The sequence below is a fragment of the Pseudomonas sp. MDT1-85 genome (genome assembly GCF_054898065.1).
In genome coordinates this window covers 5,533,992-5,553,119 of sequence record NZ_CM142715.1, presented here as the reverse complement: position 1 = coordinate 5,553,119, position 19,128 = coordinate 5,533,992, and the positions used below count along the sequence as shown (strand labels likewise).

Annotated in this window: 17 protein-coding genes and 2 pseudogenes; 11 read left to right on the top strand and 8 right to left on the bottom strand. The window is 60.5% G+C overall.

Annotated elements, in window-relative coordinates; genetic code table 11:
- Positions 1 to 12: 12 nt before the first annotated feature.
- Positions 13 to 432, bottom strand: coding sequence for a polyribonucleotide nucleotidyltransferase (locus ACYZT2_RS24960; protein ID WP_461968215.1), 420 nt, complete (start codon positions 430 to 432; stop codon positions 13 to 15).
- 109 nt (positions 433 to 541) lie between these two features.
- Here ACYZT2_RS24960 and hrpB point away from each other — a divergent pair, with 109 nt between their 5' ends.
- Positions 542 to 3,061, top strand: a complete 2,520-nt coding sequence (gene hrpB, locus ACYZT2_RS24955) for an ATP-dependent helicase HrpB (RefSeq protein ID WP_461968213.1) — start codon at positions 542 to 544, stop codon at positions 3,059 to 3,061.
- 95 nt (positions 3,062 to 3,156) lie between these two features.
- On the opposite strand, the gene ACYZT2_RS24950 is transcribed toward hrpB, so the two are convergent.
- Both ACYZT2_RS24950 and ACYZT2_RS24945 read right to left on the bottom strand, forming a co-directional pair.
- A complete protein-coding gene (locus ACYZT2_RS24950) occupies positions 3,157 to 4,239 on the bottom strand; it encodes an endonuclease/exonuclease/phosphatase family protein (RefSeq protein WP_461968211.1) in 1,083 nt (360 codons plus the stop codon).
- A gap of 87 nt (positions 4,240 to 4,326) precedes the next feature.
- A complete protein-coding gene (locus tag ACYZT2_RS24945) occupies positions 4,327 to 5,001 on the bottom strand; it encodes a YciC family protein (protein ID WP_461968209.1) in 675 nt (224 codons plus the stop codon).
- A gap of 177 nt (positions 5,002 to 5,178) precedes the next feature.
- Between ACYZT2_RS24945 and ACYZT2_RS24940 the strand changes: the two genes are divergently transcribed.
- The 3 genes from ACYZT2_RS24940 to ACYZT2_RS24930 all read left to right on the top strand — a co-directional run bounded on the left by ACYZT2_RS24940 (position 5,179) and on the right by ACYZT2_RS24930 (position 7,174).
- A complete protein-coding gene (locus ACYZT2_RS24940; protein ID WP_461968207.1) occupies positions 5,179 to 5,919 on the top strand; it encodes a DUF2076 domain-containing protein in 741 nt (246 codons plus the stop codon).
- Between the two features lie 141 nt (positions 5,920 to 6,060).
- Positions 6,061 to 6,540, top strand: a complete 480-nt coding sequence (locus tag ACYZT2_RS24935) for a LabA-like NYN domain-containing protein (RefSeq protein ID WP_030129509.1) — start codon at positions 6,061 to 6,063, stop codon at positions 6,538 to 6,540.
- Between the two features lie 22 nt (positions 6,541 to 6,562).
- Positions 6,563 to 7,174 carry a 3'-5' exonuclease gene (locus ACYZT2_RS24930; RefSeq protein WP_461968205.1) on the top strand — a complete coding sequence of 204 codons (612 nt, stop codon included), beginning with the start codon at positions 6,563 to 6,565 and terminating at the stop codon, positions 7,172 to 7,174.
- A 137-nt stretch (positions 7,175 to 7,311) separates the two neighbouring features.
- On the opposite strand, the gene ACYZT2_RS24925 is transcribed toward ACYZT2_RS24930, so the two are convergent.
- The gene (locus ACYZT2_RS24925; RefSeq protein WP_008012657.1) at positions 7,312 to 7,767 is read right to left on the bottom strand and encodes an Lrp/AsnC family transcriptional regulator; all 456 of its coding nucleotides are present in this window, start codon (positions 7,765 to 7,767) and stop codon (positions 7,312 to 7,314) included.
- Between the two features lie 163 nt (positions 7,768 to 7,930).
- On the opposite strand from ACYZT2_RS24925, the gene yedA reads away from it, so the two are divergent.
- On the top strand, positions 7,931 to 8,857 hold the full coding sequence (gene yedA, locus ACYZT2_RS24920; RefSeq protein WP_461968203.1) for a drug/metabolite exporter YedA: 927 nt from the start codon (positions 7,931 to 7,933) through the stop codon (positions 8,855 to 8,857).
- Between the two features lie 77 nt (positions 8,858 to 8,934).
- Positions 8,935 to 10,269: a DEAD/DEAH box helicase gene (locus ACYZT2_RS24915; RefSeq protein ID WP_461968201.1), complete on the top strand. Its 1,335-nt coding sequence runs from the start codon at positions 8,935 to 8,937 to the stop codon at positions 10,267 to 10,269.
- A 152-nt stretch (positions 10,270 to 10,421) separates the two neighbouring features.
- Here ACYZT2_RS24915 and ACYZT2_RS24910 read toward each other — a convergent pair whose 3' ends face one another.
- The gene (locus ACYZT2_RS24910; protein WP_461968199.1) at positions 10,422 to 11,663 is read right to left on the bottom strand and encodes a TIGR03862 family flavoprotein; all 1,242 of its coding nucleotides are present in this window, start codon (positions 11,661 to 11,663) and stop codon (positions 10,422 to 10,424) included.
- A 280-nt stretch (positions 11,664 to 11,943) separates the two neighbouring features.
- On the bottom strand, positions 11,944 to 12,864 hold the full coding sequence (locus ACYZT2_RS24905; protein WP_461968197.1) for a histone deacetylase family protein: 921 nt from the start codon (positions 12,862 to 12,864) through the stop codon (positions 11,944 to 11,946).
- Positions 12,865 to 12,956: 92 nt separating this feature from the next.
- Here ACYZT2_RS24905 and ACYZT2_RS24900 point away from each other — a divergent pair, with 92 nt between their 5' ends.
- From ACYZT2_RS24900 to ACYZT2_RS24890, 3 genes are all read left to right on the top strand, one after another.
- A complete protein-coding gene (locus tag ACYZT2_RS24900; protein WP_461968194.1) occupies positions 12,957 to 13,526 on the top strand; it encodes a GNAT family N-acetyltransferase in 570 nt (189 codons plus the stop codon).
- 106 nt (positions 13,527 to 13,632) lie between these two features.
- Entirely contained in the window at positions 13,633 to 14,502 is an 870-nt protein-coding gene (gene tesB, locus ACYZT2_RS24895) for an acyl-CoA thioesterase II (protein WP_447794576.1), read from the top strand.
- The gene (locus ACYZT2_RS24890; protein WP_461968192.1) at positions 14,499 to 15,092 is read left to right on the top strand and encodes an HAD family hydrolase; all 594 of its coding nucleotides are present in this window, start codon (positions 14,499 to 14,501) and stop codon (positions 15,090 to 15,092) included. Before tesB ends, ACYZT2_RS24890 begins: the two co-directional genes overlap by 4 nt.
- A gap of 125 nt (positions 15,093 to 15,217) precedes the next feature.
- On the opposite strand, the gene ACYZT2_RS24885 is transcribed toward ACYZT2_RS24890, so the two are convergent.
- Both ACYZT2_RS24885 and ypfJ read right to left on the bottom strand, forming a co-directional pair.
- A complete protein-coding gene (locus tag ACYZT2_RS24885) occupies positions 15,218 to 16,177 on the bottom strand; it encodes an alpha/beta fold hydrolase (RefSeq protein ID WP_461968190.1) in 960 nt (319 codons plus the stop codon).
- Positions 16,177 to 17,061, bottom strand: coding sequence for a KPN_02809 family neutral zinc metallopeptidase (ypfJ, locus tag ACYZT2_RS24880; protein ID WP_461968188.1), 885 nt, complete (start codon positions 17,059 to 17,061; stop codon positions 16,177 to 16,179). The genes ACYZT2_RS24885 and ypfJ overlap by 1 nt, the downstream gene beginning before the upstream one ends.
- A gap of 242 nt (positions 17,062 to 17,303) precedes the next feature.
- Here ypfJ and ACYZT2_RS24875 point away from each other — a divergent pair.
- A pseudogene (locus ACYZT2_RS24875) lies at positions 17,304 to 18,038 on the top strand (IclR family transcriptional regulator); the annotation flags it as partial.
- Positions 18,027 to 19,037 (top strand): annotated as a pseudogene (locus tag ACYZT2_RS24870) (4-hydroxyphenylpyruvate dioxygenase family protein); the annotation flags it as partial. The pseudogenes ACYZT2_RS24875 and ACYZT2_RS24870, both read left to right, overlap by 12 nt.
- Positions 19,038 to 19,128: the final 91 nt, after the last annotated feature.

Genomic DNA, 19,128 nt, shown 5'->3' with positions numbered 1-19,128 from the left:
TTAGTGCACCGATTACGCGGCGGGTTGCAGGCCGAACATGGCCAGTTGCTGGGCGCTGCCCTTGTGCTGGATCAGACGTGGATCGTCCAGCGGGAAGCTGCGGCCCAACTCGGTTTCGAGAATAGTCTGCAACTTGTGGTTATCGACCTTGCCGTCGGCACCGATGGCTTCCTTGAGTTTTTCCGGAGCCACCTGAGCGGTTCGGCCGGGCTCGTAGTAAATGGCGCCAGTAGCAAAGTCCACCGCAAAGGCAATCAGGCCCGGAATGATATAAAACAGCAGACCCACGGCATCCAGCGCGACGATGACCGGGTCAATCTTGCCATCGATCTGACCACGACGATCGGGGTAGAAAATCGTGCCGCAGGCAGTCATTTGGGTCAGCAAGGTCGCGACCAGTACACCGCCGATCAAGCGAAAGGGAGCACGCATGTGAAATCTCCTGGGTTATTACAAAACGAAGGGGCGCCTGTATGAATTAGGACCGTGATAAACGCCAAGCAGTTCGCCGTTATACTCGCCGCTCTGTTTTGGAGCCAGCATGATTTCTTTGCCGATTGATGAAGTTTTACCTGCCCTGCGCGAAGCCCTCGCTACACGCCACGAAGCCGTGCTTGAAGCACCGCCCGGCGCCGGTAAAACCACCCGCGTGCCCTTGGCCTTGCTCGATGAGCCGTGGCTGGTCGGGCAGACCATTCTGATGCTCGAACCGCGCCGGTTGGCAGCGCGGGCGGCGGCGGAGCGATTGGCCAGTGAGCTGGGCGAGAAGGTCGGCGAAACCGTTGGCTACCGCATTCGTCTCGACAGCAAAGTCGGCCCCAACACCCGCATCGAAGTGGTCACCGAAGGCATCCTCACCCGGCGCTTGCAGGATGATCCGGCGCTGGAAGGCGTGGGTTTGCTGATTTTCGATGAGTTCCACGAACGCAGCCTCGACGCCGACCTGGCGCTGGCCCTGAGCCTCAATGGTCGGGAGCTGTTTCGCGACGACCAACCGCTGAAAATTCTGTTGATGTCGGCAACGCTGGAAGGCGAGCGCCTGGCTGGGTTGCTCGATGATGCGCCGATCTTGCGCAGCGAAGGTCGCATGTACCCGGTGGCGATGCGCTGGGGTCGACCATTTCAGCCGGGTGAATTCATCGAGCCACGGTTGGTGCAGACCGTCCTTGAAGCCTTGAATGATGAAACCGGCAGCGTGCTGGTGTTCCTGCCGGGGCAGGCGGAAATCCGTCGGGTGCATCTGCAACTCGCCGATGCACTGGGTGATAGCACACAGGTTTTGCTCTGCCCGTTGCACGGTGAATTGGACCTCGCCGCCCAACGCGCCGCGATCGATCCGACGCCTGCGGGCAAACGTAAAGTGGTGCTGGCCACCAACATCGCCGAGACCAGCCTGACCATCAACGGGGTGCGCGTGGTGATCGATGCCGGGCTGGCGAGGGTGCCGCGTTTCGATCCGGGCAGCGGCATGGCTCGCCTCGATACTCAGCGTATTTCCAAAGCCAGCGCCACTCAGCGCGCGGGCCGGGCAGGGCGTTTGGAGCCCGGCGTGTGTTATCGGTTGTGGTCGCAGGATCAGCACGAGCAACTGGCGGCCTACGCCAGTGCGGAAATTCTCTCGGCGGACCTCGCCGGGCTGGCTTTGCAACTGGGGCGTTGGGGCGTGACGCCGGGTCAATTGGTTTGGCTCGACGTGCCTCCGGCAGCGGCTTATGCACAGGCTCAGGATCTGCTTGAGCGTTTGGGCGCGCTGGAGGGCGAAGCGCTGACCCGTCATGGTCAGGCAATGGCTGAACTGCCGGCCCATCCGCGGATCGCCCATTTGCTGTTACGCGGTCAGGCGCTCGGCCTCGCTGACATGGCCTGCGATGTCGCGGCCTTGCTCGGCGAGCGAGATATTTTGCGTGGCGCCGGGGCGGATCTGCACAGCCGATTGGTGCTGCTGTCCGGCGAAGAACGGGCCGCACGCGGCGCTCAGGGTGGCGTGCAACGTGCCCGGCAACTGGCGCGGCAGTATCGCGGTTATCTGCGGGGCAAAGCAACGGAGCCGGTCAGCGATCCCGAGCATCCGCGCTGGCTCGGTGCGTTGTTGGCGTTGGCCTATCCCGATCGAGTCGCTCAACAGCGGCGGGCTGGTGGCGCTGAATATCGACTGGCCAACGGTCGTGCCGCGCTGTTCGCCGAAGCCGACAGTTTGATGAAACAACCATGGCTGGTGATCGCCGATCTGGGCAGTCGTCAGGGTCAGCGTGAGGAGCGCATTTACCTGGCGACGGATTTCGATCCGGCGCTGTTCGATTCGGTGCTGGCCGAGCAGGTGCGTTGCGTCGATCAACTGGATTGGGATGAGCGCGAAGGCGTGCTGCGTGCCGAGCGGCAGCGTAAGGTCGGTGAATTGATCCTCAGTCGCGAACCGCTGACCGGGCTCGATGAAAGCGCTCGCAGTCAGGCGCTGGTGAACCTGGTGCGGCGCAAAGGTCTGGAGCTGTTGCCATGGACCCCGGAACTGCGTCAGTGGCAGGCGCGGGTGGCGTTGTTGCGGCAGCTGGATCTCGGCAGTAAGGAGCAGAGTGAATGGCCGGATGTCAGCGATGCTGCACTGCTCAAAAGCCTCGAGCATTGGCTGATGCCGTATCTGGGCAAAGTCTCGCGGCTCAGTCACTTCGCCAATCTGGACCTGTCGAGCATCGTCCATAACCTGTTGCCGTGGCCGCTGCCGCAACGGCTGGATGAGCTGGCGCCGCATCATTTGAGCGTGCCGTCGGGCTCATCGATTCGTCTGGATTACAGTGAACAGCCGCCGATTCTGGCGGTGCGTTTGCAGGAGCTGTTTGGCCTGGCCGAGACGCCGCGCATTGCTGGTGGGCGGCAGGTGGTGAAATTGCATCTGCTGTCCCCGGCGCGGCGACCGGTCCAGGTGACGCAGGATCTGGCGAACTTCTGGCGCAGCACGTATGCCGAGGTGAGGAAGGATTTGAAAGGGCGGTATCCGAAACACTACTGGCCGGATGATCCGCTGGTGGCCGAGGCAACCGCGCGGATCAAGCCTCGTAAAAGCTGAAGATCAAAAGATCGCAGGCTGCGCCAGCTCCTACATTGACCGAGTACACCCCGCGATCCCTGTAGGAGCTGCCGAAGGCTGCGATCCTTTCACTACTAAGGCGCTGCCGGCAACAAAAACCGCGCAATCACCGGCAAGTGATCGGAAATGCGCAACGTATCGTCCTGCCGCACCCGCGCTTCGACCCGTTTGAGGTGCGGGCTGTAAAACAGGTAATCGACGGTCCGGTCCGGGCCGTTCAAACCCGGGTCATTCGGGTAATGGGTCAGCCATTGCGCCCGGTCGATACCGCTGGCTTCGTTGTTGGTGGGGATCATCGGGTATTTGTCCCACAGCACATGCAGCGCGCTGTCGGCGGAGTAGGGCGTGCGTTGCTCGGTGGCCAGGCGTCGATACTGGCCCAGCGGCAACAAGTTGAAGTCGCCACCGATCAGCCACGGCGTGCCGCGACTTTCATACTTGTCGAGGACCTTGGCCACGGCTGTCACCTGGCGTTGCAAGGTTTCGTCGAGTGGGGTGGTGGCACGTTCCAGATGGGTGTTGAACACGGCCATTTGGCCACCGTTGCTCAATGGCAGGTGAGTGACCAGCAAGGCGTTTTTCGGCTTGAACTGACGGCTGATGAAATTGGCCGGTGCGACCGGTAATTGCAGGCGTTCGGCGTGTTCGATCTGGTAGCGGCTCAGGGTTGCCAATTGCCGGCCAACGCTGCCGAAGATGTGCGGTTCTGGCACGAAGTCGGCCTTCCAGTCGAAGGCCTGCGCGCTGCACGGATACAGGTCGGTGACTCGATCCTGGAGCAATTTGAACTGGTTCCGGTAGTCACTGGCCTTGGCGCCGTCATCGAGTTCCTGCAACAGCACGATATCCGGTTGCTCGTCTCGAATCACCCGCGCCACTTCGTCGAGGCTGAAGGCCATGTCTTCAGGTGTAGGGCTCTCGTCGCTTCCTGCCGCCAGATCGTTCCAGAATACGTAGCGCTTGCCTGCCAGATACTGGACGTTCCAGGTCATCACCTTCAGCGCCTGACCGGGCACCAGCGTGGGCGCCTGGGCGTTGCAACTGACCGGCAGCACTTCCTTGGCTTCGGGGCGCCAGGTGAGGCTGTAGATCATCAATGCAATCAGGCCAATGGCAATCAGCACGCACAGCAGGGTGTAGCGCAGTAGACGGGTCATGGCTTGGCTTATAGCGTTACAAAATTGATCCCGAGCATAACCGAGCGCAAACGGCATGCCCATCAATTAGCCGCGACACATCGTTCTTCAGAGCGCCCCGTCAGCTTTCTCGGGCGCATCGGCGATCAGCATGAACAAACGGAACACCACCACGCTGGTGAACAGTTGTAGAAAGCTGTGGGCGCTGTCGATCAGCAGTGAGATCACCGGGTTCTGCGGGTCAGGATAAACCGCCAGCGTCGCACCCTTGAGCACCCACAGCGGGGCCATCACGCACAGAATGCACACCAGAATGCGCAGGAAGTTTCCGCGGGTCAGGCGCAGGCTTTCCTTCATCGCCGCCAGCGGTGCCATGCCGCGCAGCACCAGCAGGTATTCGCCGAACGCCAGCGTCACCATCAACCAGATGCCCGGCAGGAAATACAGCGACAGGCCGATCAGGATCAGCAGCGTATTGAGGGCGGTCAGCAGGGCGAAACGCGGCCACAGGGTCGCGGAGGTCGCCAGCAAGTCGCGGGTGCGCGGCGATTCGCCACGGCTGCGGGCATCGAGAAACAGGATCAGTGCGGCGGTGTACAGCGGGTACACCAGCAGGCCGACCATCACACTGATGCCGGGGAAACTGTCCGGCTCGGTGGAGTGGTCGACCACTTGTTGCAGCAGCGCCTCGACAATCACCAGCGGCAGGCACAGCTGCACGATCTGGCGCAGATTGCGCTTGAAGAAATACAAAGAGTCACGCAGTACGTCGAACGGATTCATCAGTCGGTATCGCAGGTTGAAAGCAGTGCCTCACTTTAACCGATGAACCCCTTTGGGGCGCAAACGTAAACGTTCGGTAAAGGTCATTGAAACATCCTGTATCAGCCCCATTACGGGTAAGCACCTTATCCACCGTGGATGAGGGCGACGATATTCCCGGCAATCTATGAGGTCGCCATGAACAGCGAAGAACAAACCCTGATCGATGGACTGTTTTCCCGGCTGCAACAAGCCGAAACGGATTCAGCCCCGCGCGACGCCCAGGCCGAAGCGCGGATCAAGGAACACCTGACTCGCCAGCCAGCGGCGGGCTATTTCATGACCCAGGCGATTCTGGTGCAAGAGGCAGCCATCAAGAGCCTCGACGAACAGAACAAGCAACTCACCCGACAAGTCCAGCAATTGCAGGCTGAACTGCAATCTGCCAAGGCTCAGACGGCGGCCCCGGCGGCGAGCAGCGGTGGCTTTTTGTCGAGCATCTTCGGTGGTGGCTCCCGTGATCCGCAGCCTGCGCCGACTCAAAGCGCAGCCCCGTCGAATGGCGGCTGGCGTGAACCGGGGCGGTCATCGTTCAATGCCCAGCCGCCACAGCAAAACTTCGGTGCCGCACCGCAGCAAAATTACGCACCACAACAGGCGGCCGGCAGCGGTTTCCTCGGCGGTGCATTGAAAACGGCAGCGGGTGTGGCCGGTGGCGTGATGCTGGCGCAGGGCATCAGCAGCCTGTTCCAGCACAATCAGCAGCCGGAAGTGGTTGAAGTCATCAAGGAAGAACCGGCTCAGGTCAACGATCAGAGCGACAGCGGCAATGATCAGCGCGTGGCTGACAACTCCAGCGATCAAGGCGGATTCGCCGACGCCGACTATAGCGATGACAGCTCATCGTTCTTCGGTGGCGACGACGATTCCTTCGTCTGATACATCTGTGGCGAGGGAGCAAGCTCCCTCGCCACATGGCCGATTATTCGCGGAACAATCCTTCGGGCTGGCATACTGGGCAACTTTTCGGGCCTGGTGCCTGATCCTGCCCGCGCTTCGGCACGCTAATGAGGATGTACGGTGAAAAAAATCGCAGTGTTCGCCGATGTCCAGAACCTCTATTACACCGTGCGTCAGGCCTATGGTTGCCACTTCAACTACGCCGCGTTGTGGGCTGACGTCAGTAAGGAAGGGCAGATCGTCGAGGCCTATGCCTATGCGATCGATCGTGGCGACAGCAAACAGCAGCAGTTTCAGCAGATCCTGCGCAATCTCGGTTTCATCGTGAAGCTCAAGCCCTACATCCAGCGTAGCGACGGTTCGGCCAAAGGCGACTGGGACGTGGGCATCACCCTCGACATCATGGACGCCGCCGACCATGTCGACGAAGTGGTGCTGGCCTCCGGTGATGGTGATTTTGACATGCTGCTGGAGCGCATCATCAGCAAGCACGGCGTGCAAGCGGTGGCCTATGGCGTGCCCGGTCTCACCGCCAATTCGCTGATCCGCGCCGCCAGCCGTTACGTGCCGATCGAAGGCGCGTTGCTGCTCAAGAATTGATTTTTACGGAGTTGAAACAGGTTTGGAACGCATAGCAGTCATCGACTTTGAAACCACCGGGCTCTCCCCGAGCAGCAGCTGCCGGGCCACGGAAATTGCCGTGGTGATTCTTGAACAGGGGCGCATTGTCGAGCGTTACCAAAGCCTGATGAACGCTGGCGTGCGGGTGCCGGCCTTTATTGAGCAACTCACCGGCATCAGCAACGCCATGCTGCGCACCGCGCCCTCGGCCGAGCAGGTGATGAACGAGGTCAACGAATTCGTTGGCATTACACCGCTACTGGCGCACAACGCTGCGTTCGACCAGAAGTTCTGGGACTTTGAGCTTGGGCGAATCAAACGCACACGCTTGCAGAACTTTGCCTGCTCGCTGTTACTCGCCCGCCGCCTGATGCCCGCCGCGCCGGACCACAAACTCGGCACGCTGACCACTTTCGCCAGCCTGCCCAATACCGGCAAGGCTCACCGTGCCATGGCCGATGCCGAAATGGCGGCCAACCTGACGGCGCACTTGGCTGAAGAGTTGCGGCGCAAGCATGGATTGCGGGAGTTGTCCCATGATCTGCTGGTCAGTTTGCAGAAAGTGCCGGCGGCGAAGATCAATGAGCATTTGAAGCGGTATCGCGGGTTTTAAGGTTTTGTAGTGCTTCTACTGGCCTCTTCGCGGGCAAGCCTCGCTCCTACGGATTTACGCGTGCCCCGATATTGGGTTCGCCCTCAAAAACCGTAGGAGCGAGGCTTGCCCGCGAAGGCGTCAGATCAGACACCGCATCACGATTTGCCATTCCCCTCCAACTGCCCCAACGGCACCCGCTTCTCGATGGCGCTGGACAGCACGATCGAGGTCTTGCTGAACCCGAATGTGGCAATCCGGTTGATCAACTCTTCCAGCTCCGGCATCGAGCCCACCGCCGCTTGCATGATCACGCACGGGTCGCCGGTGACGCGATGGCATTCGGTGAGCTGTGGGATTTTGATCAGTTCGTCGTAGGTTTTCTGGTTGCCGTGCTGATTCAGGCGCAGTTCGATGACGCACTGGATCGGCAGGCCGAGTTTGGCCATGTCGACTTTCGCCTGGTAGCCGGTGATCACCCCGCAGGCCTCAAGTTTGGCCACGCGCTCGGCCACCGCCGGAGCGGACAGGTTCACCTTGCGCGCCAGGTCGGCGTAGGACGCACGACCGTTTTCCAACAGGGCGCTGAGGAGCATGCGGTCGTATTTGTCCATCATGGCACTCCTGAAAAAAGACTGACTTTCGAAAGAACGGTTTATAGCGCTGAACTCCGTGTTTTGAAAAGTGTACCGGTGCGATAAACAGGTTTTGTAACTTATTTTCTGCCGTTGGCCTTTCTAGAATAGCGGCTCTCTTTGTCTTGTTCTCGAGCTGCCCATGCCTGGCATACGCCGTTTTTCCTTACCGCTGATCGCTGCTTTTTTCGCGCTGTACGTGATTTGGGGATCGACCTATCTGGTGATTCGCATCGGCGTGCAGTACTGGCCGCCGTTGTTGCTCGCCGGTATCCGCTTCGTGATCGCCGGGACGTTGATGTACGCGTTCCTGCGCTGGCGCGGGGCACCGGCACCGACGTGGGCGCAGTGGAAAGCGGCGGGGATCATCGGGATTTTGCTGCTGACGTTCGGTAACGGTGCGGTGAGCGTCGCCGAGCATACGGGCGTGGCCTCCGGCGTTGCTGCGTTGGCAGTGGCGACGGTGCCGCTGTTCACTTTGCTCTGTGGATATTTCTGGGGCGCGCGTAATACCCGTCTCGAATGGGCCGGGATTGCGCTCGGGCTGATCGGTATCGCCATGCTCAACCTCGGTTCCAATCTGCAATCGAGCCCGTTGGGTGCGGCGTTGCTGGTGTTCGCGGCAGCGTCCTGGGCTTTCGGTTCGGTGTGGAGCAAACACTTGCCGTTGCCTCAGGGCGCGATGGCCAGTGCCGTGGAAATGCTGGTCGGCGGTGTGGCGTTGCTCATCGGCAGTGCGTTGAGCGGTGAGCATCTGGAGGCCATGCCGCCGATCGAAGGTTGGGCCGCATTGGCCTATCTGACGTTCTTCGGTTCGATCATTGCCTTCAACGCTTACATGTATCTGTTGAAAAACGTGCGCCCGGCAGCCGCCACCAGTTATGCCTACGTCAACCCGGCGGTGGCGGTGTTGCTGGGGATCGTGTTTGTTGGCGAGACCATCGGTATCGAGGAAGCGCTGGCCATGGCGGTGATCATCAGTGCCGTGGTGTTGATCGGGTTGCCGCAGTGGCGCCATGGTGCAGATCGGCCTGCCGTAGTGGTGCCGACAGAATCCCGCGCGAATTAGGGTAAACTGCGCGCCATTGCACACTGTTTTGCACACTCGTTTTGCACAATCGCGCTGAATTTTCCTACGGTACTCCCATGACTTTCGCCACCCTTGGCCTGATCGAACCCTTGCTGCGCGCTCTCGAGACGCTCGGCTACCAGACCCCTACGCCAGTGCAGACACAAGCGATTCCGGCGGTGCTGGCCGGTCGTGACCTGATGGCCGCAGCCCAGACCGGCACTGGCAAAACCGCCGGTTTCGCCCTGCCGCTGCTGCAATTGCTGGCCATGGAAGGGCCGAAAGTCAGCGCCAACTCCGTGCGCGCACTGATCCTGGTGCCGACTCGCGAACTGGCTGAACAGGTTCACGAAAGCGTGCGTCAGTACGCCGAGAATCTGCCGTTGAGCACGTACGCGGTGTACGGCGGCGTCAGCATCAACCCGCAAATGATGAAGCTGCGCAAAGGCGTCGACCTGTTGGTGGCGACTCCGGGTCGCTTGCTCGACCTGTTCCGTCAGAACGCGCTCAAGTTCAACCAGTTGCAAACCCTGGTGCTGGACGAAGCCGATCGCATGCTCGATCTGGGCTTTTCCGAAGAGCTGGGGAACATTTACAAGGCGCTGCCGAAGAAACGTCAGACGCTGTTGTTCTCCGCGACCTTCTCCGACGCCATCCGCACGCTGGCCGGGCAAATGCTCAACGACCCGCTGAGCATCGAAGTCAGCCCGCGCAACGTGGCCGCCAATACCGTCAAGCAATGGGTGGTGACGGTGGACAAGAAGCGCAAGTCGGAGCTGTTCGTTCATTTGATGCGCAAGGGTAAGTGGAAGCAGGTGCTGGTGTTTGCCAAGACCCGTAACGGCGTAGACGCGCTGGTGGAAAAACTCCAGGGCCTGGGCGTCAATGCCGACGGGATCCACGGCGACAAACCTCAGGCGACTCGTCAGCGGGCACTGGATCGTTTCAAGGCCAGTGAAGTGCAGATCCTTGTAGCCACCGACGTTGCCGCCCGTGGTCTGGATATCGAAGATTTGCCATTGGTAGTCAATTTCGACCTGCCGATCGTGGCGGAGGACTACATCCACCGCATCGGTCGCACCGGCCGTGCGGGCGCAACCGGGCAGGCTATTTCGCTGGTGTGTGCCGATGAGGTGAATCAGCTGTCAGCCATCGAGACGTTGACCCGTCAGACGTTGACTCGTCAGGTGGAGCAGGATTTCGAACCTGAGCATCGCGTGCCGGATACCGATGCCAGCGGTCAGGTTGTCAAGAAGCCGAAAAAACCGAAGAAGCCCAAAACTTCGAGTGGCGGTAAGCGCAATTTGGGCAAGTGGGTTGAGAGCGGGGATACTTCGGCGCCGGAGCCTTCGATCAAGCCTGTGCGTAAAGTGCCGGTGTTTAATACCGGGCCGCGTAAGCGGAAGCCTTGATCAGCGGCGGCGCCTGTTAAGACGCCATCGCGAGCAGGCTCGCTCCCACTTTGATCTGCGCTACATGAAGATCCAGTGTGGGAGCGAGTTCTTTCAGAATGAATGCGATCAGTGTGGGAGCGAGCCTGCTCGCGATGGACGCGCCTCGGTCTTCAATCCTTGCGCCGTAACCACTCCATCATCCCCAATCCCGCCGCTCGCCCACTGGCGAAACACGCGGTCAGCAGATAGCCGCCGGTCGGCGCTTCCCAATCGAGCATTTCCCCCGCGCAGAACACGCCGGGCAGTTGCTTGAGCATCAAACGTTCATCCATCGACTCGAACATCACGCCCCCCGCGCTGCTGATGGCTTCATCCAATGGCCGGGTTTTCACCAGCGTCAGCGGCAATGCCTTGATCGCTTTGGCCAGCAATGCCGGATCGGTAAAGTAGTCGGCCGGTGTCAGTTCGCGCAGCAACGCCGCTTTCACACCATCAAGCCCAAGCTGACTGTGCAGGTGTTTGGACATGGAACGGGAGCCGCGCGGTTTGCTCAGCGCTGCCTGAATTTTATCCACAGGCTTGCCCGGCAACAGATCGAGGTGAATGGTTGCCGAGCCGTGTTGATTGATCGCTTCGCGGATCGGTGCCGACAGGGCGTAGATCAAACTGCCTTCAATCCCCGTGGCAGTGATCACACACTCTCCGAGTCGTGGCACATCGTCATTGAGACCAATGGCGATGTTTTTCAGTGGGGCGCCTGCGAATTTGCTGACCATCAATTCACTCCAAGCCTGCACCTCGAAGCCGCAATTACTCGGTTGCAATGGCGCCAGTCCTACACCGCGCTGTTCCAGCGGCAGCATCCAGGCACCGTCCGAACCGAGGCGCGACCAACTGCCGCCGCCGAGGGCCAACAGGGTCGCGTCGGGTTGAACAGTTTTTTCGCCTTCGGGACTGTCGATGCGCAAGTCACCGTGGTTATCCCAACCGAGCCAGCGATGGCGGGTGTGGATAACTACGCCGGCATCGCGCAGGCGCTTGAGCCAGGCCCGCAACAGGGGCGCGGCTTTCATGTCGGTAGGAAACACCCGGCCGGAACTGCCGACAAAGGTTTCGATGCCCAGGTCATGAATCCATTGGCATAAGGCGTCGGCGCCGAAGGCTCGCAGCAGCGGCGCAATCTGCGGCGCCCGTTCGGCATAGCGTGAGAGAAACGCCGGGTAGGCCTCGGAGTGGGTGATGTTCATGCCGCCGACCCCGGCGAGGAGGAATTTTCGCCCTACTGAAGGCATGCCGTCGTACAGGTCGACTTTGATCCCAGCCTGGCTCAGCACTTCAGCCGCCATCAAACCGGCGGGGCCGCCGCCGATGATAGCGACGTGAGGGGGAAGGGAAGTGGAGGGCTGGGTCATGGAATGCGCTGCGGTATGGCGGGATAGGGCGGGCATTCTACCAGCCCTGTCCCTTGTGGGAGCGAGCCTGCTCGCGATAGCGATGGATCAGTCGACATCGATATCGACTGTGAGGGCCTCATCGCGAGCAGGCTCGCTCCCACAGAGATTGTGGGTGGATTCGAATGCTGGTTAAAAAACAACCACCGTTCTGTAGCCTACACCCCGCATGGGCTGCAGACCCTTTCACTCAGGTTATCCACAGGCGGTTCCACAGGCATTGTGGGTAAAGACTCACACATCAATGACAACCTGATGACTGCCAGACCCGTTGGGCGCTGTGATGGAGGATTCCATGACGGCGCGCCAGCGCTTTGCGGTCCTTGCTGTAGCCGCCGCCGATCACGCCAACCACCGGAATATCCCGGCCCAGACAATGACGCATCACGCTTTCATCACGAGCGGCGACGCCTTCATCTGTCAGCTTCAGATAACCCAGGGCGTCGTCCTTATGCACATCGACGCCAGCGTCGTACAGCACCAGATCCGGTTGGTAGAGCGGCAGCAAATAGTTGAGTGCGTCGTCCACCACCTTCAGGTAATCGGCATCGCCCATGCCCATCGGCAACGGAATGTCCCAGTCGCTTTCGGCTTTGCGTGCAGGAAAATTCTTTTCGCAGTGCAGGGAAACGGTTATCGCCTCTGGGGTGTTGTGCAGAATCCGTGCAGTCCCATCACCCTGATGCACATCGCAGTCGAAGATCAGCACCCGATTCACTCGGCCACTTTCCAGCAGGTAATGGCTGATCACCGCCAGGTCATTGAAAATGCAGAACCCGGCGGGATGATCGTAATGCGCGTGGTGAGTGCCGCCGGCCAAGTGACAGGCCAAACCATGTTCCAGTGCCTGTTCCGCCGCCAGCAGCGAACCGCCGACCGCCCGCACCGTGCGCCGGGCCAGCGCTTCGCTCCAGGGCAAGCCGAGGCGTCGCTGATCTTCGCGGGACAACTCGCCGCCCATGTAGCGTTCGATGTACGCAGGGTCATGGGCGAGGGCGAGAATCTCTGGCGGGCAGAGGTCCGGGCGCAGCAAGTCGGCGTCGCGGGCCAGGCCACTGTCCACCAAGTGATCTCGCAGCAGGCGAAACTTGTCCATGGGGAAGCGGTGATCCGCCGGGAACTCGGGACTGTAGTCTTCGTGGTAGATCAGGGGCAGTGGCATGACTGATTTATCTAGGAAGGCCTGTAGGAATGAGTGAAGGATCCTACCAGCGATGTAGACTTGGCGGCATGAAAACGGAGGGGCGGGGCACGATGGAGCCGATACTGGAACTCGAAAGCGCACGACTGTTGTTGCGGCAGTGGCGTGACGAGGATTTACCGGCGTTTGCGGCGATGTGCGCCGATCCACAAGTGATGCGTTATTTTCCGGCACCCTTGAGTCGACTGGAAAGTGCCGCGCTGATCGGGCGGGTTCGCGGGCATTTTGCCGAGCATGGATTTGGCCTCTGGGCACTGGAGCGCAAGGACACCGGGACGTTCATCGGGTTTACCGGCCTCGGCGTGGTGGGCTTCGACGCGCCGTTTACGCCGGCCATCGAAATCGGTTGGCGCCTGGCGCGCGAGCACTGGAGCCTGGGTTATGCCAGTGAAGCGGCGTGGACCGCTCTGCGCTGCGGGTTTGACCGGTTGGCGCTGCAAGAGGTCGTCGCATTCACCACCAGGACCAATCTGCCATCCGAGAAAGTCATGCAAGCGATCGGCATGCACCATGCCCCCTCCGATGACTTCGAGCACCCGCGGCTTGCAGCCGATCATCCGTTGCGCCCGCACGTGCTGTACCGCATCACCCGTGAGCAATGGCTGCAAACCTTGCATGGATAAGCAGGCGCGGACGTTTACAATGGCCCTCATGTTGAACCGGGCCATAAACTGAATCGACCGCCGCAGCCAAGACTGCGCGGCATTGCGTTGTGTGAGGAGAGTCTGAATGAGCCAAGTGTTGGAAGATCTGGTAGACCTGCTGACCCTGGAACCGATTGAAGAAAACCTGTTCCGTGGCCGCAGCCAGGACCTGGGTTTTCGCCAGTTGTTCGGCGGCCAGGTACTCGGCCAGTCCCTGTCGGCGGCCAGTCAGACGGTCGAGGCGGCGCGCCATGTGCATTCGATGCACGGTTATTTCCTGCGCCCGGGCGATGCCAAATTGCCGGTGGTGTATCAGGTCGATCGGGTGCGCGATGGCGGCAGTTTCAGCACGCGTCGGGTGACGGCGATCCAGAAGGGCAATCCGATTTTCACCTGCAGTGCCTCGTTCCAGTACGACGAAGAAGGCTTTCAGCACCAGACTGAGATGCCGCAAGTGGTCGGCCCGGAAAACCTGCCGTCGGAGCTGGAACTCACCCAGCAGCGCGCGCACCTGATCCCTGAACACATGCGCGAAAAACTGCTGTGTCCGAAACCGATCGAAGTCCGGCCGGTGACCGAAAAAGACCCCTACAACCCTCAACCTGCCGATCCCATCAAATACGTGTGGTTCCGTGCCGACGGTGCCTTGGCCGACACCCCCGCGCTGCACAAATACCTGCTGGCCTACGCATCGGACTTCGGTCTGCTGACCACCTCGATGCTGCCTCATGGCAAATCGGTCTGGCAGAAAGACATGCAGGTCGCCAGCCTTGATCACGCCTTGTGGTTCCACGCCGACCTGCGCGCCGATGACTGGTTGCTGTACGCCATGGACAGTCCGTGGGCCGGCAATTCGCGCGGATTCTCCCGCGGCAGCGTGTTCAACCGCGCCGGGCAACTGGTGGCTTCGGTCACTCAGGAAGGCCTGATTCGTCATCGCAAGGATTGGGCATGAGCCTGGCTGAGGTGCGGCACTGGGTGTTCGACATGGACGGCACCCTGACGGTGGCGGTGCATGACTTCGCGGCGATTCGCGTGGCGTTGGCGATTCCCGCCGAACACGACATCCTTACTCACCTCGCTGCGCTGCCAGCCGATGAAGCCGCGGCCAAACACGCGTGGCTGCTGGAGCACGAGCGGGATCTGGCGTTGGGTTCGAAGCCGGCGCCGGGCGCGGTGGAACTGGTGCGTGAGTTGGCCGGGCGCGGTTATCGTCTGGGCATTCTCACGCGCAATGCTCGCGAGCTGGCGCATGTCACGCTAGAGGCCATCGGCCTGGCCGAATGCTTTGCGGCAGAGGATGTACTGGGTCGCGATGAAGCGCCGCCCAAGCCGCATCCTGGTGGGTTGCTGAAACTGGCCGAAACCTGGAAAGTGCCAGCGAGCGAAATGGTGATGGTCGGTGATTACCGCTTCGATCTGGATTGCGGTCGGGCGGCGGGGACGCGGACGGTGTTGGTGAATCTGCCGGATAATCCGTGGCCGGAATTGACTGATTGGCATGCGCGCGATTGCGTCGAATTGCGGAAGTTGCTGTCGGCTTGAAGGCCCCATCGCGAGCAGGCTCGCTCCCACATTTGATCTCTAGTGTTCATGAAAAGTGTGTCCACAGCAGATCCACTGTGGGAGCGAGCCTGCTCGCGAAGGCGTCAGATCAGGCACCACAACACTCACTGACCAAACAACACCTTCTGCCCCTCAGGCGACGTAAACATCCCATCACCATCATGCCCGACCCCGGGCACTTCGATCAGTTGCTGACTCAACCCTTGAGGATGGCGCCGTTTCAGATAATTGAAATAGTTGCGCCCACGAATCAATCGAGAAGCCCCCTGGGCTCTAGCTTCACAACTTTTATCCAGCGCCGGGTGATTCGGGTCGATGTCTTGCTGCCCGAGTAAATAAACGACATCACGTTTGACGTAGTTTTCTTCAAGTTGCGCAGGTGTTTGCCCATCGGCATAGGCGGGCAGATCCGCCAGCCCGTACTTCCAGCGGTTGAAGTTCGGACACTTCGCATGACTGAACGCCACTGGCCGTTGCTCATTGAACCAGGCGTACGACGAAGGATTGGCGATCACATAGCGCACTTTCACGCCCTCCGCGTCGAGGGCCGGCTGAGGGTGACTCAGCAAGGCATAACGCTGAACCACCTGAGCGCCACCGGAGTGACCGGCAATGACGATCTGCTTCACGTCCGGAAACTGTCGCCGATCACCCAGGCGCGCGATGATTTCGTCGAGCGCCGCATAGGAACTCAGCGTAAACGGCGCGGTGGACAAGCCGCCGGCCATCCAGTCATTGCCTTGCCAGCGTAAAACGCTGTCGGGCACCGTATGGCTGGCAATGTCGGTTTCGTTGAGAAACTGCGGGGCGAGCACCAACGTGTTCGCACTTTGCCCGGCCTGCTCGGCTGCGCGTTCGGCGCTTTGGCGATAGGTTTCTGCATTGCGCAATCGACCATGGATGATGATCAGTACGCGTTCGATTTTCGCTGGTGTCGGGCCAATGCTCACCGCGATTTCCCCGGCGCTCAGCAACAAGCGCCCGGAACTGATCTCCTTGACCCCTTTCTCGGCAGCCTGGGTGCTTGCGCAGGTGATTAACAGAGCCAGCAGCCACTTACGCATCACAGATTCTTCGCGGCAAAGGTATCGCACTCGCCAACTTGGCCTTGTGCGAACCCGGCCTTGAACCAGCGCACTCGCTGGGCCGAAGTGCCGTGGGTGAAAGAGTCTGGCACCACGCGGCCCTGACCTTGTTGTTGCAAGCGGTCGTCGCCGATGGCATTGGCGGCGTTCAAGGCTTCCTCGATGTCACCGGGTTCCAGCCAGTTCAGACGTTTCTGCGCATGGTTCGCCCAGATCCCGGCCAGGCAATCGGCCTGCAGTTCCTGACGTACCAGCAAACCATTGTCGCCTTCCATCTGCCGGCCCTGTTGGCGAGCGGTCTGAATCTTCGCTGAAACGCCGAGCAAGGTCTGCACGTGGTGTCCGATTTCGTGAGCGATCACGTAGGCCTGGGCGAAGTCGCCCGCCGCAGAAAAGCGTTGGGACATCTCCTGGAAGAAACTCATGTCCAGGTAGACCTTCTGATCCGCCGGGCAATAGAAGGGACCGGTCGCCGAAGTCGCCAGGCCGCAGGCCGAGTTGACGCGGTTGCTGAACAGCACCAGGGTCGGGTCTTTATATTGCCGATCGGCCTGCTGGAAAATCTGCCGCCAAGTGTCTTCGGTATCGCCGAGGATCGAGCGTACGAATTCAGCCCCTTCATCATTGGCCGGTGGCGCCTTGCGGGTTTGGGTGGTGGCCGGGGCAGATTGTTCGCTCATTTGCCCGGTCAGTTGTCCGAGGATCTGCATCGGGTCCTGGCCGGTGATCCAGCCGATCCCGACGATCAACAGGATTGCCGTCACGCTCAGACCCTTGCCTCCACCGAAGCGCATCCCACCGCCCCCACCATCGCCACGGGCATCGACCACGTTGTCGCTGCGTCGGCCTTTTTTCCAAAGCATGGGGGATCCTCTTTTTTACCTGATGAAGGCGCATGGTGATGAGTGTTGCCGGTGAGTAGGTATGGCGCCAGTCCGGTCGTCTGACAGCCCTTGGCGACATGGGTTCTCCTAAGTGGCGACATTAGCGGTTTCATGGACGGACGGGTACTGCAGATCGGTCACGATAGCTGCCGGACAGGTTCCAGGTTTTGCTTACCTAGAGTTGTCTTTTAGAATCAGCCAAACCTCATTCGGAATTTCCCATGGCAGGCAGTCAGATCGAACGGGTTTTCAGCGTGCTGGAAAGCCTTACCGGTGAACCCCACGGTCTACCGATGCAGACCCTGGCCGAGCAATTGGACATTCCCAAGAGCGCGACCCACCGTCTGCTCGCCGAACTGATTCGTCTGGGGTATGTGCGGCAGAATCCGGAAAACCTGCGCTATCACTTATCGACCAAACTGGTCGCCATGGGCTTTCGTTACTTGTCCGGCAGTGGTGCGGACATTGTGCAGCCAGTACTCGATCGGCTGGCCCGGGAGACCGGTGAGCTGGTGCGTCCGGGGGTGATCGAAGGCGAGCGCCAGACCTGGATCGCCAAATCCCAGGGCGCCCGCTCCGGCCTGCGTTACGACCCGGACATGGGGCGCGATGCGCCGCTGTTCTATACCGCTTCCGGGCATGCGTGGCTGGCCTGCATGAGCGATGCCGAAGCGTTGTCGCTGGTTGAGCGCCAGGCAGTCGAGAAGCCCGAGGGCCTGGGACCCAATGCGCCACGCTCCAACATCGAACTGCTGGAGCGGCTGCGCCTGGCGCGCGAGCAGGGCTATGCCTGGGTCGAGGAAAGTTCGGCGGTAGGCACGTCGGCGATTGCTGCGGTTATCCGTCATCCATTGCACGGGCGAGTGATCGGGGTGCTCAGCATTGCCGGACCGAGCGCGCGGATGCCGGGGGCGCGCCTGCATGAACTGGCACCGACGTTGCTGGCGTTTCTTGAATTCGCAGTGGACGAAAGCCTCGGTGCCAAGCTGTCCCATTGGCTGGAACGGCTGGGTTTCGTCAAGGCCGGGCAGCACCGTTCCAAGAGCGTCAGCCTGTTGCGTCAGGGCGATATCAACCTGATCCTCAACTCAGAGCCTTATTCCTTCGCCCACAGTTTTTTCGAGGCTCACGGCCCATCGCTGTGCGCCACTGCCGTGCGGGTCAAGGACAGCGCCAGTGCGCTGGCCCGCGCCGTTGCGTATAAAGGCCAGCCGTATCGCGGACTTGTTGGCCCCAATGAGCTTGAACTGGCAGCGGTGCGTGCGCCGGACGGCAGCCTGATTTACCTGGTGGACCAGAACGCTGACGTCTACGGCACCGACTTCAACCTGCAACCGACGGCCGTGGCCAGCGGCGGCCTCAAGCGCATCGACCACATGGCGATGGCGCTGCCGGCCGACAGCCTCGACAGTTGGGTGCTGTTCTATAAAAGCCTGCTGGATTTCGAAGTCGACGATGAAGTGGTGCTGCCCGACCCGTATGGTCTGGTGAAGAGCCGCGCATTGCGCAGCCGATGCAGTTCGATTCGCCTGCCGCTGAACATTTCCGAGAATCGCAACACCGCCATCTCACACGCGCTGTCGAGTTATCGCGGTTCCGGCGTGCATCACATCGCTTTCGATTGCGACGACATCTTTGCCGAAGTCAGCCGCGCCAAGGAGGCGGGCGTACCGCTGCTGGATATCCCGCTCAACTACTACGATGACCTCGCCGCGCGCTTCGATTTCGACGACGAATTCCTCAGCGAACTGGCCTATTTCAACGTGCTCTATGACCGCGATGCCCAGAGCGGCGAGCTGTTTCATGTCTACACCGAGCCGTTCGAAGGACGGTTCTTCTTTGAAATCATCCAGCGCAAAAACGGCTACGCGGGTTACGGCGCAGCCAACGTGGCAGTGCGACTGGCGGCCATGGCTAAATCGCGAAGTGGTGGCGTACGTCAGGCAAAGTTGTAGGAAAATCGTAAACACGGGTACAAAACTGCTGCCTCGCGACTTCCTTCACTGTGCGCGGCAGCCCATAATCGCCAGCTTGTGCAGTGATGGC